This is a genomic window from Chryseobacterium cucumeris (genome assembly GCF_001593385.1).
GTDB classification, from domain to species: Bacteria; Bacteroidota; Bacteroidia; order Flavobacteriales; family Weeksellaceae; genus Chryseobacterium; species Chryseobacterium cucumeris.
Genome location: NZ_LUVZ01000043.1, coordinates 184,129 through 201,452, shown reverse-complemented (window position 1 = coordinate 201,452; position 17,324 = coordinate 184,129). Strand labels below are relative to the sequence as shown.

Here is a 17,324-nt window from a genome sequence, read left to right as displayed (position 1 = left end):
AATTTTTCAATAACAATTTTATTTAACATTAAAAAAACTAACTCAATATGTTTAAGACTAAAGATGCTTGGATGAATTTCTTTTATTCATTCGGTGCTGCAATTGTAATTCTTGGAGCTTGGCTTAAAATTACTCACATTACCTTGGGACCTATTAACGGTAACATTGCTCTTACCGTTGGACTTATCACTGAGGCGATTATCTTTATCATCTTTGCATTTGACCCTCCAAAAACTGAAGAGTCTTATGCTTGGGAAAATGTTTATCCTGAGTTATTAGATAAACACGCTAATCCAAATCCTTTACACTCTAATGTAACAACTAAAAATACAGGAGCTCAATTTGCTGAATTGGAAAATTCTCTTTCTAACAAATTGGATAAAATGCTTGAAGATGCCAGATTAGACGTTCAATTATTTGAAAGATTAAGAACAGGAATTGATAAATTCTCAAACTCTGTTGATCAGATCAATCAAACTGTAGACGTATCTGCTTCTACTCATAAATATAACGACCAATTAAATAAAGCAGCTCAGCACATGGAAAGCATGAATGCTCTTTATGCAATGCAGCTTGAAAGCGGTAAGAGACAATCTGAATTTGCTAACAAGTATGTTGCAGATATGCAGAAATCTGCAGAGCAATCTGAGAAATTCAACCAAGAGCTACAAGGTTTAACATCTAATCTTAATAACTTAAATAGAGTTTATGGTGGTATGCTAACTGCTATGAAGTCTTAATTCCTAACCATTTCTAAATTTAACTACTTAATCAAAAAACAAAGAAAAGAGAATGGCACAAGGAAAACAGACCCCTCGTCAGAAGATGATCAACCTAATGTATTTGGTGTTCATCGCGATGATGGCCCTAAATATTGATGCAGAAATCATCAGATCATACTATGACTCTACCAGAGCATTGAATGAAACCAGAACTTTAACAGAAAAAAAGAACGAGAAGATTTTTGAAAGAACGTTGGAAGCTAAAGCCCAGCAAGTTCCGGATACCTATGCACAGCCTTGGGCTCAGTACAAAGTATTGAAAACCAAAATTGATGCATTGGTGAAATCTGCTCAGGATATTAAAGATTTGTTGAAAAAACAATCTGAGTTTCACGACAAAGATCCTCAAACAGGAAAAGATATTGATGTAAGTGAAAACTTCGCTGCATTGAACAATAATGAAGCAACTACTGAATATTTCTTCAAAGAAGGAGATGAAAATACTCCATCTAAGAATGCATTAGACCTGAAAGCTAAAATTGATGACGTAAGAAACTACATCAATGCTACCTTCGGAAACAATGCTCAGTTGCAGGATTTAGTCGCAAGAGCTAATAAGTCTCTTATTGCAGAGTATCCGAAAGGAACGTCTCCAAATGAAAAGACTTGGTTCCAGAATAAATTTTATCATCAGCCGCTAATTGCTGCAATATCTAACTTGGAGATTATCCAAAATGATGCCAGAAACGTTCAGTCTGATGCATTGGCATTATTACTTCAGGAAAAAGTAGATGCGAGTATTAAGTTCTCAAGCTACGAGCCTATCGTTTCAGGTCCGATTGATATTCAGGCAGGAAAACAGGCTGAAGTAAAAGTAATGCTAGGTACTTATTCTAACAGCAATAAGATCAGTATTTCTGGAGTAAGTAAAGTAGAAAATGGTAAAGGTTCTATCGCAATTTCAGGTTCTGGAATTGGTGAACATAAATTGGGAGGTACTATTACGTTAACGGATGCTTCTGGTAAACCACAATCTTTCCCTTGGACTCATACTTATAATGTAATTGCAGGACCAAGAGAAGTAAAACTTGAAAAAGGTTTATTACTTGCTGCAGACAAAATGAATGTAATGTACAGAGGGCTTGAGAACCCTGTTTCAGGATCAATCTTGGGTGCTGACAATTCTAAACTTTCATTATCTGCTCCGGGTGCATCTGTAAGAAGTACAGGTCCAGGTAAATGGAGTGTGAAACCAACTTCAGGTAATGTTGTTAAATTAACATTATCAGGAATTGATCCTTATGGAAAATCAGTATCTCAGGTATTTGAATACAGAATTAAGAACGTTCCGCCTCCAAGAGGAGAAATGAGAGGACAGAATGTATTGTCTATGCCGGCAACTTCTATTCCTAACCAGTCTGTTCAGGCAGCAATTCCTGACTTTGATTTCCCTGTTTCATTTACAGTAACTCAGTTTATGGTGAGAGTACCGGGTAGAGCAGCGCTTCTTGTTCATGGTAACTCTCTGGATGAAGCAGCAGGTTTAGTGAAGAATCTGAGAACAGGAGATGTGGTTTCTATCTTTGATATTAAAGCAACAGCTCAAGGTCTTGACGGTCAGATTATTAAAAACATTACTCCTATAATCATTAATGTTCAATAGGACTAAAATTGTAATTTATTATGAAAAAATATATTAGCACCCTTTTAGTATTAGTTTCGGGATTTGCTTTTTCCCAGACTATTCTGAACGCATCTTCTCCGGAAGAGTTCAGACAGATGAGAGCAGAAAACAAACAGAAAGTTGGTGATACTATTGTAGATAAAACAGTAAAACCTCTTGAATATGGTTTTGTTGAAGACAAAGATATCCTTAAGAGTATGTTTGTGTGGGAGATCATTGATATGAATGATAAGATCAACCAACCATTCTACTACGATAATCCGGATGGTCTTCTTGCTACCCCTACAAGATCTCTATACCAACTATTATTGGATGCTGCCTTGAGCGGTAAGATTGAGCAGGTATATGACGATGAAAACTTTACTGTAAAACTTTCTCCGGAAGGAATTCAGAAGAGATTGGAAAAAGTAATCATCAATGATGCTGCTATTGATATCTTAAACTCTGGAAGACAGCTTACAGAAGCAGAAAAGAAACAGTATACTGATGTATTTAAGACGACTACTGATAAAGTAAAAGTTCTTAAAATCATGGGTATGTGGTTTATTGATAAGAGAGACGGACAAATGAAATACAGACCTCTTGGTATTGCTGCAATGGGACCAGATCCTGCAGTGCAGGGAGTTATTGGTCCGGATGGTAAGCCTATTGCAAGTAATGATGAGCTTATTGATCTTTTCTGGATCTACTACCCAAGTGCTCGTGATATCTTAGCAAACAATTTTGTTTTCAATAGAAAAAATTCATCTGCTGACTTATCTTTCGATGATGTTATCAATGCAAGAAGATTCTCTTCTATCATTTATAAATCTTCGGCTGGTTTAGGAGACGGTACTATTAAGGATTATATTCCTAAAAATGCCGATGAACAACTGGAAGAAAGCGATAGAATCAAAGCGCAGATTCTTGAAATGGAAAATGATATGTGGAATTACTAGATTTCACTTGATATTTATAGAAAACCTGAGTATTTTTACTCAGGTTTTTTTATTATGAGAAATGTAGATTATATTATTGTAGGAGACGGATATGCAGGGCTTTTCTTAGCTCATCAGCTGATCAAAAATAACAAGTCTTTTGTGATCTTTACGGAAGGAAGAAAAAGCGCTTCTCAGGTTTCAGCAGGAATTATCAATCCTGTTGTTCTAAAGAAGTTTACCACATTCTGGAAAGCACAGGAGCAAATAGATTTTCTTAAAGAGAGTCTTAAAGAAATAGAATCATATACCGGAGAAAATTATTTGATCAATGCTCCCATTCACAGAATTTTTCATGATGAAAATGAACAGAATTTATGGTTGAAAAAATCAGCAAATGAAGAATTATCAAATTTTCTTGATCAGAATTTTGATCGTTTAAATGTAGTAAAAAACGACTTTCTTACCGGAAAGGTGAATCAGTCTGCAAGACTCAACGTTAATGGATTTTTCAGTGGTTTATTTAATTATTTTGAAAAAAATGATCATCTGGTCAAAGAAAAATTCGATTATTCAAAATTGAATCCATCTGAAGGGGTATATAAAGATTTTACTTTCAAAAATATGATCTTCTGTGAAGGGATGGGGGTGAAGGATAATCCGTATTTTTCAGAGATTACAGTAAACCCGAACAAAGGTCACCACATAAAAGTGAAACTTTCTCAACCGATTCCGGAAAATATAACCATTAAAAAGAAACACTTCTTATTTCCAACCGGGAACGAATTATATTTTTATGGAGGAACTTATGACAGAGAGCAGCTTCACCATCATATTGACGAATCAGCAGTTGCCCAACTGGTGAAAGGACTTTCAGAATTTTACCCTTATGATTTTGAAGTAGAAGAAGTGCATTTTGGATTCCGCCCGACCGTAAAAGACAGAAGACCTATCATCGGAAGACATGATACCTTCAGTAATCTTTATGTTTTTAATGGACTTGGAGCCCGTGGGATTCTTAATGGGTGCTATTTTTCAAGAGATCTGTTCCGTTTTATGGAAGAAGATATTCCATTGCATGAAGAAGTTTCGTGGAAGAGATTTCAATAGTGTATCTTAGAATTGGTATTCAAAGTGAAAATTTATGAATGAAAATATATTAGGTTTAGTGGCCGGAGTTCTCACTTCCGTTTCAATGATTCCACAACTTATAAAGGTAATCAGAGAAAAGAATGTAGAAGATATTTCTTTACTCATGCTCCTGGTTCTGATTTCAGGACTCTCTTTATGGGTCTGGTATGGCTTTGAAAAGGACGAACTCCCTATTATTATATCAAATGCATTTGCGGTTCTGGTGAATATCAGCCTTTTGATCTGCTACATAAAGTACAACAACAAAAAATAGAAATGTCAATAAAAAAATACACCTCATCATGATGAGGCGTATTTTATTTTTATTTAAGTGAGATTCAATTACTGAAGAACAAATTTAGCTAAAGGAGCCATCCTTGCTTTGTTTAAAGTAAGCGTATTTCCATTTACAGAGTAATTGTCTGCTGCAAGAATTGCTTTGGTAAATTGATTTTCAATATCAAGATCCTCACAAGCCATCATCGTAGACATTCCCTGATTGAACTTAATTCTCATTATCTCAGGTTTGATCTCAAAAGTTCCTCCCAAACCATTACATCCGGCATGTCCCTGATATCTCATACCATCCATTTCAAGTTTAAAATAAGGATTGTTTTTAGGATTCTTCAGTTCAATCGGCTTCCCGTTAAGTTCTGTAAGTTTCCATGTTTTTCCTGTAATATCAGTAGTTGCTTTTTGAGCATTTTGTGTTTTACATGAAACAACTAAAAATGTTGCGATAACAAGTGCCGATACATAATAATATAAACTTTTCATAATGTTTATTTTTTTTAATTTGAATTGCTAATCCCTATGCTAATACGATGCCATTTTTGCAGGACCAGACTCTTTTTTTGCCTGTTTAAGATGAAACAGGACCATATCAACATTCTTTTTCAGGAAAGTGATATTCCCTTTAATATCAGAATATTGATATTCTTCATTGGAGGCAGTATATTCAGGTAAAGCATCACTTTTTTTAAGGTCAAAAGTTTTGCCGTTTAAATGTATTGTTGCTGTATTTTTGGTGTTATTGATGGTAACTTCTATTTTTTCTCCATAGCTGTCAACATACACATTTTTTGAAATGTCATCTGTATTTTCTGGAGTAACAGCAGTAATGATTTCAGCTTCTTTTCCGGGATGTTTACACGCTGTTAGGGAAATAATGGTCAATCCGAAAAGGACTGGTAATAATAATTTTTTCATAGTGATAAGTGATTTTAAAGTGTTTCATGAATTATGATGTTAATGCTATATAAATTTACAAATATTTTTAATAAATATATGTTAATTTTTCATAAACTAACAGAAAGTTAAAGTTTTACATGATTTAACTCACTGTGTTTGGAAACAAAATTCACAAAACGGAAACTAATAATTATTGTCGAAAGTAATGGTAACTGTTGTTAATTCAGGGTTTTTAACGAATTTGTTTTCAGTAGTATAATGTTGATTTTTTTCATTTTTCATTTGTTGTGTTAATTTTCGGCAAAAATAATTCAAAAAGAAAAGAGTAACAATAAGTTAATGTTAATAATTATAATTCATGATAAAGTTTAGGTTTGACTAATTAAATTTTCAAAGTAGAGTACTATGCCACCTAAAATGTTCAAAAATGCAACAACTTTAAAATTAAAATTTCCTTAAATCCAAAAAAATGGCTTGATATTTGAGAATTGAAACTTGCACAGATGAGATGTCAGGATTGCTCGAATTACGCTTGAATAAACGAAATATTTAATATTTATCATTTTTTTATATTCAGTTATTTTAAAGAAGAGTTAAATTTTGTTAATCCATGATGATAATATCATAATCTGGGTGTACATTTGCAACTTCAAAATGAGAAACTTCGTAGTATATTTTTTAACCGGTCTTTTTCTACTCTTTGTAGTAGAAAGCAGACTTGATGTTAAAACGCTCCGAAACGACTATAACGGTCATGTTTCTCATCATATGCCCAAAAGAGCCAACCGACTGAATCAGACTTTTGAAAAACTCTCCGTTCAGCAGATGGCAGATAATGTAGACAATTCCACTATAGAACTTACCGAAAATGATTTCGAACTGTCTGAAGTATGGCAGGCTATTGTTGTTTTTGCAGGAGTTTTCAGTCTTGTCTATATTTTTGGACTAAAAAGCTATAAACTATCAAAACCGGATATTCATGGCTTTGTTCTTGGTTTAGCCAACAAAAGATTTATTCTTATCCGCTCCATTAGAATCTAAAATTTCTCCGTTCCGTTTATTTTCTGCCTGATGACGGGCGGAAATACCTTGCGTTGTGTATGCCGGTAATCATCACACCGTACCCCTTTTATTACCGTTTTTTATTTCTATCAAAACATTAACGATTATATAAACTCTAGAATTATGATAAAAAGAGTTGCTTCGGGAATTGCACTGAGTGCCCTTTTGTTGGCGGTTGGCTGCAATAAGAAAAAAGAAGAAAAAGAAGAAGTTACCGTCTATCCGGTGACGTCCCCTGTGGTCATGGATACCGTAATCAACAAAGAATACGTAGCCCAGATTCAATCTGTAAAAAATATTGAAGTGAGAGCTCAGGAAAAAGGGTTCCTGGAAAAAATCTTTGTAGATGAAGGACAGTACGTACAGGCAGGACAAACATTGTTCCGTATTATGCCTAAATTGTATCAGGCAGAATTATTAAAAGCAAAAGCAGAAGTAGAGCAAGCTTCTATTGAGCTTAAAAACGCAAGTACACTGGCAGGAAACAACATCGTTTCTAAAAATGAAAGAGCGATGGCAAAAGCTAAATTGGACGCTGCCAATGCAGAAATGAAACTGGCTCAGATCCATTTGTCTTTTACTGATATCAAAGCTCCGTTTTCAGGGATTATTAACAGAATTCCACTGAAATTGGGAAGCCTTGTAGATGAAGGCGATTTATTGACTTCGTTATCAGATAACACAAGTATCTACACCTATTTCAACGTTTCAGAACCTGAATATCTGAGCTATCAGACTCATGCTGCAGACAGAGGAAGCAATCAGGTTTCTTTGATTACAGCCAATGGAGAAATGTATACACAAAAAGGAGAGATCCAGACGATTGAAGGAGAATTCGATAACGAAACAGGAAATATTGCTTTCCGTGCGAAATTCCCTAATCCGGACAAACTTCTGAGAAACGGAGAAACCGGAAAAGTGCAGATGTCAATGCCTGTTCACAATGCATTGATCATTCCACAGAAAGCAACCTATGAAATTCAGGATCAGAAATATGTATTTGTCATTGATAAAAATGGAGTAGCAAAATCCAGAAATATTAAAGTTGCCTATGAACTTCAGGATTTGTATGTGGTAGGATCAGGAATTTCAAAAGGAGATCAGATTCTTCTGGAAGGAGTTCAGAAAGTAAAGGATGATCAAAAGGTGAAAACAAAATTCCAGGATCCTAAGAAAGTTCTTCAATCATTGAAATTAAAAGCAGAGTAGTGGTCTCTAAAATGAAGCAGTATGTTTAAGAAATTCATTCGCAGACCAGTTCTGTCTATAGTAATCTCATTGATTATTGTATTTATGGGAATACTGTCATTGGTAAAACTTCCGGTGACACAGTTCCCATCCATCTCTCCACCTAAAGTAAATATCACCGCAGAATATCCCGGAGCTAACAACGAATTGTTGATTAAATCCGTAGTAATCCCCTTAGAAAGAGGATTAAATGGAGTTCCCGGTATGAAATATATGACTTCGGATGCCGGAAATGACGGGGAAGCTTCCATTCAGATTGTATTTGATCTGGGAACGGATCCCAATGTAGCTGCAGTAAACGTTCAGAACCGTGTATCTTCAGTAGTTAATAAGCTTCCGCCTTTGGTAGTGCGTGAAGGGGTAAAGATCACACGTGAAGAACCCAACATGTTGATGTATATTAACCTGTACAGTGATGATCCTAAAGCTGATCAGAAATTCCTTTTCAATTATGCAGATATCAATGTAATGTCTGAATTGAGAAGGGTAAGTGGTGTAGGTTTTGCCGATATCCTGGGAACCCGTGAATATGCAATGCGTATCTGGCTTAAGCCGGACAGGTTAACAGCTTATAATATTTCAGCAGATGAAGTAATGGAATCTCTGAATGAGCAGAGTTTGGAAGCTTCCCCTGGGAAAACAGGTGAAAGTTCAGGAAAACGCTCTCAGTCTTTCGAGTACGTATTAAAATATCCTGGTCGTTTCAATAATGAAAAAGATTACGGAAACATTATTTTAAAAGCAAAACCGAACGGAGAATCTGTAAGACTGAAAGATGTTGCCGATATTGAGTTTGGAAGTTCCATGTATGATATTTATTCCACATTGAACGGAAAACCTTCAGCTGCGATCACCGTAAAACAATCCTATGGATCCAATGCAAGTGACGTTATCAAAAATGTGAAAGCATTGATGAAAGATCTTGAAAAAAATAATTTCCCTAAGGGAATGCATTATGACATCAGTTATGACGTTTCAAGATTCCTGGACGCATCCATGGAAAAAGTAATTCACACTTTATTTGAAGCTTTCGTTTTGGTTGCCATCGTGGTATTCTTATTCCTTGGAGACTGGCGTTCAACATTGATTCCGGCATTAGCCGTTCCGGTTTCATTGGTAGGAACATTTGCAGTGATGTCAGCCTTTGGAATTACCCTGAATATGATTTCCCTTTTTGCCTTAGTAATGGCGATCGGGGTTGTGGTAGATGACGCGATTGTAGTTATTGAAGCCGTTCACGCCAAGATGGAAGAGAAACATCTTTCTCCATTGAAGGCTACCGAGGAAGCAATGCATGAGATCAGTGGGGCAATTATCGCAATTACACTGGTAATGGCATCGGTGTTCATTCCGATTGCATTTATGTCCGGACCGGTTGGGGTATTCTACCGTCAGTTCTCTATTACAATGGCCTCATCCATTATTTTATCAGGGGTAGTGGCACTTACGCTGACACCAGCATTATGTGCTCTGATCTTAAGAAATAATCATGGAAAAGCGAAGAAGAAAACTCCCATTACTATTTTCCTTGATAAATTCAACAACCTGTTCACGAAAGGAGCTGGCAGATATGAGAAGTTACTGAATAAAACAGTGACAAAAAAGACAATAACATTGCCGTTACTATTAGCATTCTGTGCCTGTACATTCTTCCTGAGTAACTCTTTACCATCAGGATTTATACCGGCTGAAGATCAGGGAATGATCTATGCCATTATTCAGACACCTCCGGGATCTACATTGGAAAGAACAAACCAGATTGCCAGAGAACTTTTAAGAGAATCTGAAGACATTGATGGAGTACAATCCGTTTCTTCTCTCGCGGGTTATGAGATTTTAACGGAAGGTACCGGGTCAAACTCAGGAACCTGTCTGATCAACCTTAAAAGTTGGGAAGAACGTAAAGAATCCGCCGCTGAAATCATTGAAAAACTTGAGGAAAAAGCGAAAAATATTCCAGGTGCCAATATTGAATTCTTCCAGCCGCCATCCGTTCCGGGATATGGAGCAGCAGGAGGTTTCGAACTTCGTTTACTGGATAAAGCGGGAAGTGGAGATTATCATAAAATGGAGCAGGTAAGTAATGACTTTGTGAAGGAGCTTAAGAAACGTCCGGAACTTGGATCAGCATTTACTTTCTATTCTGCGAGTTTTCCGCAATATATGCTTAAGATTGATAATGATCTTGCAGAACAAAAAGGAGTAACCATTGAAAAAGCAATGGATAACCTATCTACATTGATTGGTTCCAACTATGAAACGAGTTTCATCCGTTTTGACAGACCCTATAAGGTAATTGTTCAGGCGGGACCTCAATACCGTGCCTTACCAACTGACCTGCTGAAACTGTATGTTAAAAATGATAAAGATCAGATGGTTCCCTACTCAGACTTTATGAGATTGGAAAAAGTATACGGATTATCAGAGATTACCAGACATAATATGTATAACTCTGCAGAGGTGAGCGGAACTCCGGCACCTGGATATAGTAGTGGACAGGCGATCAAAGCCATTCAGGAAGTTGCGGATAAAACACTTCCAAGAGGTTTTGGTATAGACTGGGCGGGTATTTCCAAAGATGAAGTAAGCCGTGGTAATGAAGCCGTATTTATCTTCCTGGTATGTTTAGGATTTGTTTACCTGATTCTTTCTGCACAGTATGAAAGTTTCATCCTCCCGTTACCGGTTATTTTATCCCTTCCGGTAGGTATTTTCGGAGCATTTTTATGCTTAAAATTATTAGGATTGGAAAACAACATCTATGCACAGGTGGCCATGGTCATGCTTATCGGACTTCTGGGTAAAAATGCCGTGTTGATTGTAGAATTTGCCGTTCAGAAAAAGGCAGAAGAAGGAATCCCTGTAGCCAAAGCGGCTATTGAAGGAGCGGCTATCCGTTTCCGTCCGATTTTGATGACATCATTTGCATTTATTGCCGGATTGATTCCATTGGTGATTGCAACAGGACCGGGAGCAGTTGGTAACAGAACCATTGGTACTGCAGCAGCAGGAGGAATGTTAATCGGGACTATTTTCGGATTGATGATTATCCCCGGACTGTATTATATCTTCGGAACCATTGCTGATAAGTCACGATTGGCGAGATATGAAGAAGAGAATCCTTTAACAGAACAAACTGAACCTTATGAACATGATGGAAAATTCGAAGACTAAAAATATAATCACAGCCATTGCCTTATCACTTGTACTCGCAAGTTGTAAGGCGCCGATGGCGACTGTTATAAAAGATGAGGTAAAAGAAAATATTCCTCAGAACTTTAATCAGGAAGAACAGCAGGATGCTAACAATAATAGCGGAACAACTCCGTGGAGACAGTTCTTTACAGATCCTAACCTTGTAACGCTGATTGAAACGGCTTTAAAAAATAATCAGGAGCTTCTGATCACACTTCAGGAGATTGAAATTGCTAAAAGTGGTGTTTTAGCTAAAAAAGGAAGATTGACTCCAACGGTTTCTGCAGGAATAGGAGCGGGATTGAAAAAATCCGGCCGTTATACGAGTGAAGGAGCAGGGGATGCTACTACAGAAATAGAACCCGGAAAAGAAATGCCGGATCCACTGGGAAATTTTGAAGCAGGATTAAATGCAAGCTGGGAAATTGACATCTGGAAAAAACTCAGAACGGAGAAAGAATCTGCAGTAGCTCATTACCTTTCTACAGTGGAAGGGAAAAACTTTGTTTTGTCGAATCTTATTGAAGAAGTTGCGGATAATTATTATGAGTTATTAGCACTTGATAATCAATTGGATATTATACAGCAGTATATCAAGCTTCAGCAGAGAGCATTGGAAATTTCCAAAATTCAGAAAGAAGCCGCTGCAGCAACGGAGCTTGCTGTGAAGAAATTTGAGGCAGAGTTGGCGAAATCCAAAGCTTCAGAATATACAATTCGTCAGCAGATCACAGAGAAGGAAAACGAAATTACTGCTTTACTGGGAAGATATCCACAACCGATTGTGAGAACAAAGGAAAACTTTATGTCTACCATTCCTCCCACAGTGTATACCGGAATCCCATCTCAGTTATTAGCCAACCGTCCTGATATCAAGCAGGCAGAGCTGGAATTGAAAGCATCAAAACTGGATGTGGAAGCTGCAAGAAAAGAATTTTATCCTTCTTTGGAAATTTCTGCAACCTTAGGACTGGAAGCTTTCAAACCATCCTATCTTGTTAAATTACCAGAATCAATAGCTTACAATCTTGTGGGTGAGCTGGCTGGACCACTCATTAATAAGAGTGCGATAAAAGCTAATTTTCAGACGGCAGATGCAAAACAGGTTCAGGCATTGTACGAATATGATAAAACCATTTTGAATGCTTATCTGGACGTTGCCAATTTAATGTCAAAGGTTAAAAATATTGACCAGTATTATCAGTTGAAGTCTCAGGAAACCAAAGCCCTGGATCAGTCTATTGATATTGCTAATCAGTTGTTCCGTAATTCAAGAGCAGATTATCTTGAAGTTCTTTTGAATCAGAGAGATGCATTGGATGCTAAAATGGAGCTTATCGAAGCAAAACAGAAACAGCTCAGTACTGTAGTCGACATCTATAAAAGTTTAGGTGGAGGCTGGAAATAAAACATCATAATTCTATCAATAAACAGTTAATGTTTTTTGGAAGGGTCAATTCTTTTGAGTTGGCCTTTTTATTTTTAATACGACAGGTTCTGTCGCCGTGAGTAGATATTTTTGCATCATAATGATACAAATTGCAATACAATATATAGAAAATCTAATTATTAATAGCATGATTTATAGTAGGTTGAAGTATATCAATTTTTGTGTCTTAAAAAGTACTAAATTCGCTGCGTTTTAATAAACTAATTACTAACTCAAAAAACAACAACACGGGAATGAGAAAACTTTATCTCAGTGCATTCACTTTATGCACGATCCTGGGCATATCTGCCCAGGAAGTGGTGTGGCAAAAAGACATCCAATCCTCTACCCAGGATTTTCTAAGCCAGGTCACCACAACCATTGATCAACAATATTTGATCACAGGAAGTTCTATTCAAAGCAATAAGCAACAGGCTTCAGGCAGTAAGCCCAATAACGGTTATGATTTTCATTTACTAAAACTCAATCAACAAGGTCAAGAAGTCTGGGAGAAATATTTCTCAGGACAGAACCATGATTATCTTTCTGCTACCGTTACTACTCAGGATGGAGGATTTCTTTTGGCCGGAACATCTTATTCCGGAAAAGGGTTAGACAAAAAAGACGATTCCAAAGGAGGTTCAGATATCTGGCTGATCAGAATCAATGAATTTGGGGATGAATTATGGCAGAAAACTTTGGGAAGTTCTTCTGATGAAGAAGCCAGAGCGGTTATCCAGACTACTGATTTAGGATTTTTTGTGGCCGGAAACGTACAGAATTCAGCAAAAGGCTATGGCTCTAAAGATGTCTGGATTACCAAACTCGATAAAAACGGGAAAGAACTCTCCCAATTAATTTTAGGCGGAAAAGGTTTAGATGAAGTAGAGAAGATGATTCCAACGAGAGATGGAGGAGCGTTACTGGGGATTTATTCAAGAAGTTCCGAGGTTCGTGTTTCTGGTTCTGAAAAAGATTCCGGGATGCGAGATGCGGGTTCTGCATCAAAGATTCAAAACCCGAATCCCGAATCCCGCAACTCGAAACAAACTGAAAACTTTGGTGAGGGTGATTACTGGATTGTCAAGTTGGACAAAAACGGAAAAGTAGAATGGGAAAAGAACTTCGGAGGCAAAGGAGATGATCATTTGAGAACCCTTGCACTAACCTCTACAGGTTTTATCATTGGTGGAGAATCAAGATCAGAAAGATCAGGAAACAAAACCGTAGGCATTGAAGAAGGAACAGACTTATGGCTGATTGCTCTCAATGAAAGAGGAGAAGAGCAGTGGCAGAAATCCTACAATTTCAAAAACAGAGATATTTTGATGGGTATGAGTGTTCTTCATTCTGCTGACGATAAATCTTCTAAAGGATTTTTATTAGGAGGTTACACCCAGGCTGAAGGAAGAATTCAAACTGATGATGAAACCTTTTGGATGCTGTATTTAGATCAAAATGGTAATGAGCAGTGGAGAAAACACGTAAAAGGAGAATCCAGACAAAAGGAAGAAAGACTTTCTGATTTAAAACTCAACAGAGACGGTTCCATTATTCTTGCCGGAACCAGTGCAGAAGAGCTGGGTAAAGAAAACTGGAAAATTGTAAAACTGGGAGACAAACAAGTTGATCAGCTGATTGAAAAATACGATATCAAGATCTATCCAAATCCTGTTTCTGACTACGCTTATGTAGAAATAGGATTCAACGACTTTAAAGAAGCAGATATTCTGTTATATGATATGAGTGGAAGACAGCTCCAAAGTATAAAAACTAAAAACAGAGTCACGAAGATCAATACCCAGGCTTTGGTGCAGGGAGCTTATCTGATCACAATAAAAACTGATATCAACAAAACGGCGAATGCCAAATTAATTAAGAAATAAACTGATGAGAAGAAAAGTGATACTAGTATCCTTATTGTCCATGATGGCACAAAAGGGATATTCTCAGCAAAGTGTCGGAGATGTTGTAACGACTCCTGTTGCGTCGCCATCCATGGCTGCCATGTCCCGTTATTCCGATGTACCCATGTCATTATCCTCAGGGCTTCCTGAAATAGGACTTCCTCTTCTGAATGCACCGCTTTCAGATGATATGGCATGGCCGATGGGTTTAGGTTATAATACAGAAAGTGTCTACCCTACCGGTACAGCAAGTGATGTAGGGTCACGCTGGTCATTCTTCGGAGCTGCCGTGATCTATAAAAAGATTATTAACGAGCTGGATGAATGCTATGATAATGCGAGTTCTGCCAATTATCTGAAAAATGAATTTGATGATATCTACTACTATAATCTTCCGGGATTATCCGGAAAGTTCAGTATAAAAAGGGATATTGTAAATAATACATTTACCCTGATTAATCTTACCCCTAATCATGTCAAAATTGATTATGTAAGAAATAGTAATACCGCAACTTTTAAAGCAGATAGTTTTACCATTACCGCAGATAACGGATACCAATATATTTTTACAGATTTTGATGCTGCCAGATATAGCTGTGGAGAGTTTTTTATGGGAAATGAATACAAAACAGCTTACTACCTTACCCGAATTCTGAATCCTATCGGGGTAGAAACAGCAGCGGTAACCTATGATAAAAAAACAAAATATAAAGGAACCAATAATCAGTACTTAATCTTCCAGCAGAATAAAATCAAAACCATCACCAGCCGCAAAGGGCAGGTAGCATTTGACTATATATATGATGAAACGCTGGAAAATAAAGATGCAAATGCAGAGGCCACCAGTGATCCCTATAGTTTACAAAAAATATATATGAAAAATCCTGCCGGAGAAACGTTATATTCTTATGCATTTAATTATACCATGCTTTCTGTAGGAACTGCAGCTGCACAGAAGAAAAGGATACTGAATTCTGTTATCAAAAATGATAAAAACGGGACTTCTATAGAAAAAAACACTTTTATTTACACCGATCCTTCAGGTGATGGAGCATTAAAAAAAATGATATCTCCTACAGGTGGGGTAGCTGAATATAATTATGAATTAGGAGAATTATATTTTAATTTCAGTGATCCTGCATTTCTTGCATTTCTTGCCGGAGAGCTTGATGTTACGTATCCCAATATTCAGTATTTATCCACTATTGTTAATGGGGGGATCAATACTACACAATCTCTGATTTATAGTTTTAATATCCCGGGAAATCAGCAGGTAAAGAAAAACTTCAAATTTGTCCTCAATATTACAGATTATGAACGTCCGGACCCACCGCCGCCGCCGCTTAAACCTAAAGAACATAACCTGAAGATTACCTTAAAAAGAGGATCGGAGATTATTATTCCAACTTTTACAGTCACTAATAACTTGTTTAATCAAGAATATAAACTGAATAATTATCCGGGAGATTATACCCTGGAAATCGTACGCACAGGAGAAGCAAAAGCCAATGGGACTTTCAACGCTTTAGAAATGAAATTAAATCCCGGACCTTTCAGAAATGCCAGACAACTAGGAAAAAGCAGAATAAAAAATATTAAGTATTATAAAGATATCAATGATACAACTCCACAGAGAACTGTAAATTACACTTATGATTCTTTTGATCTGCCTGACAGTGCAAGCGGATATTTATTTGAAAATGAAAAAGACAGTGATGATGATGTGGGAACTACATATGTATTGTATAAAAATGTAAAAGTATCAGAAGCGGGTAAGGGGTCTGTACGCTATACATTTAAAAATCCAGATGATTATCCGAAACAGCAAACCGTAGGAGGATCATCCCCTGAATATTTCTGGCCTTATTACAATATCACCAAAGGAGGACTGCTTTCCAAAAAAGAAAATTATGATGATCAGAATACCCTTCTGACCACAGAATTGTATGATTATGAACTGGATAATTTTTCCGATAACGAATATAGCTTCTTAGCAGGTTCCAAAATGACTTCAAAACCCGCCTACATAAAGAAAAGCATCAACACCAATAAGGCTTTCTATCCTGGAGGAAGATTTTTGGAAAGTAAATCTGAAACTACAGTCAGCGGTTCTAACTTAAAACCCATCTATACGAAGATGACTACAGATACTGATATTGCTGAAAAGACTTATACATATCCAATAGGGCTGGCTGCTTACCAGAAACTTGAAAATGCCTACATGACAGGGGTTCCTGTGATTACAGAAGAAAAGAAAAACGGGAAAATACTGTCCAGAGCAGAAACATTGTACAATAATCCTTCCCTTCTTATGCCTACCTCTGTATTGGTAACCAATATTGCAGACGGCTCTAAGAAGGAAACCGGAACATTTGATTTATACGATGATAAAGGAAATCTTCAGCAGATTACATCCGCAGTGGGAATTTCCACGACCTTCATTTATGGATATAATAAAACACAACTCATTGCCAAAATAGACAGAGCCAAGTTATCCGACATCCCGCAGTCTGCTATCACGGCTATTGTAAATGCTTCCAATGACGATTATATCCAGCCTCAGGGAATGACTCCACAACAGTCAGAACAAAATCTTATTAATGCCCTTGATACATTCAGGCAAAATCCGGCATTGGCAAATTATGTTGTCACCACCTATTCTTATGATCCTTTAGTAGGGATGACAAGTACAACTCCGCCATCAGGTTTCAGGGAAGTGTATGAATATGATGATGCAGGAAGACTGAAGAAGGCAAAAAAAATGGAAAAAGATGCAGGGGGAAATATCTCGTATAAAACCATAAAAGAATATCAGTATCACAACAAACAATAAGCACA

At 36.9% G+C, this 17,324-nt stretch carries 13 protein-coding genes; 11 read left to right on the top strand and 2 right to left on the bottom strand.

Annotation, left to right across the window (positions count from 1 at the left end; genetic code table 11):
* The first annotated feature begins 47 nt into the window (after nt 1–47).
* From porL to A1704_RS18120, 5 genes are read left to right on the top strand one after another with little or no spacing between them, the layout of a single operon-like run.
* Nucleotides 48–740, top strand: coding sequence for a type IX secretion system motor protein PorL/GldL (porL, locus tag A1704_RS18140; RefSeq protein ID WP_062675471.1), 693 nt, complete (start codon nt 48–50; stop codon nt 738–740).
* Nucleotides 741–792: 52 nt separating this feature from the next.
* On the top strand, nt 793–2,385 hold the full coding sequence (gene porM, locus A1704_RS18135; RefSeq protein WP_062675470.1) for a type IX secretion system motor protein PorM/GldM: 1,593 nt from the start codon (nt 793–795) through the stop codon (nt 2,383–2,385).
* A 20-nt stretch (nt 2,386–2,405) separates the two neighbouring features.
* Nucleotides 2,406–3,344: a type IX secretion system ring subunit PorN/GldN gene (gene porN, locus A1704_RS18130; protein ID WP_062675469.1), complete on the top strand. Its 939-nt coding sequence runs from the start codon at nt 2,406–2,408 to the stop codon at nt 3,342–3,344.
* Nucleotides 3,345–3,398: 54 nt separating this feature from the next.
* On the top strand, nt 3,399–4,433 hold the full coding sequence (locus tag A1704_RS18125; protein WP_062675468.1) for an NAD(P)/FAD-dependent oxidoreductase: 1,035 nt from the start codon (nt 3,399–3,401) through the stop codon (nt 4,431–4,433).
* A gap of 34 nt (nt 4,434–4,467) precedes the next feature.
* Nucleotides 4,468–4,728, top strand: a complete 261-nt coding sequence (locus A1704_RS18120) for a SemiSWEET transporter (RefSeq protein ID WP_062675467.1) — start codon at nt 4,468–4,470, stop codon at nt 4,726–4,728.
* Between the two features lie 68 nt (nt 4,729–4,796).
* Here A1704_RS18120 and A1704_RS18115 read toward each other — a convergent pair whose 3' ends face one another.
* Together A1704_RS18115 and A1704_RS18110 are read right to left on the bottom strand one after the other, a co-directional pair.
* Nucleotides 4,797–5,231, bottom strand: coding sequence for an META domain-containing protein (locus A1704_RS18115; protein WP_062675466.1), 435 nt, complete (start codon nt 5,229–5,231; stop codon nt 4,797–4,799).
* 39 nt (nt 5,232–5,270) lie between these two features.
* Nucleotides 5,271–5,663, bottom strand: coding sequence for a multicopper oxidase domain-containing protein (locus A1704_RS18110; RefSeq protein ID WP_062675465.1), 393 nt, complete (start codon nt 5,661–5,663; stop codon nt 5,271–5,273).
* 636 nt (nt 5,664–6,299) lie between these two features.
* On the opposite strand from A1704_RS18110, the gene A1704_RS18105 reads away from it, so the two are divergent.
* The 6 genes from A1704_RS18105 to A1704_RS18080 all read left to right on the top strand — a co-directional run bounded on the left by A1704_RS18105 (nt 6,300) and on the right by A1704_RS18080 (nt 17,319).
* Entirely contained in the window at nt 6,300–6,686 is a 387-nt protein-coding gene (locus A1704_RS18105) for a hypothetical protein (RefSeq protein ID WP_062675464.1), read from the top strand.
* A gap of 147 nt (nt 6,687–6,833) precedes the next feature.
* A complete protein-coding gene (locus A1704_RS18100) occupies nt 6,834–7,916 on the top strand; it encodes an efflux RND transporter periplasmic adaptor subunit (RefSeq protein ID WP_047428612.1) in 1,083 nt (360 codons plus the stop codon).
* Nucleotides 7,917–7,937: 21 nt separating this feature from the next.
* On the top strand, nt 7,938–11,129 hold the full coding sequence (locus A1704_RS18095; RefSeq protein ID WP_062675463.1) for an efflux RND transporter permease subunit: 3,192 nt from the start codon (nt 7,938–7,940) through the stop codon (nt 11,127–11,129).
* On the top strand, nt 11,101–12,558 hold the full coding sequence (locus A1704_RS18090; RefSeq protein WP_062675462.1) for a TolC family protein: 1,458 nt from the start codon (nt 11,101–11,103) through the stop codon (nt 12,556–12,558). Before A1704_RS18095 ends, A1704_RS18090 begins: the two co-directional genes overlap by 29 nt.
* 275 nt (nt 12,559–12,833) lie before the next feature.
* Nucleotides 12,834–14,465, top strand: a complete 1,632-nt coding sequence (locus A1704_RS18085) for a T9SS type A sorting domain-containing protein (protein WP_062675461.1) — start codon at nt 12,834–12,836, stop codon at nt 14,463–14,465.
* A gap of 40 nt (nt 14,466–14,505) precedes the next feature.
* Entirely contained in the window at nt 14,506–17,319 is a 2,814-nt protein-coding gene (locus tag A1704_RS18080) for a hypothetical protein (RefSeq protein WP_131797537.1), read from the top strand.
* The last annotated feature ends 5 nt before the right edge of the window (nt 17,320–17,324 follow it).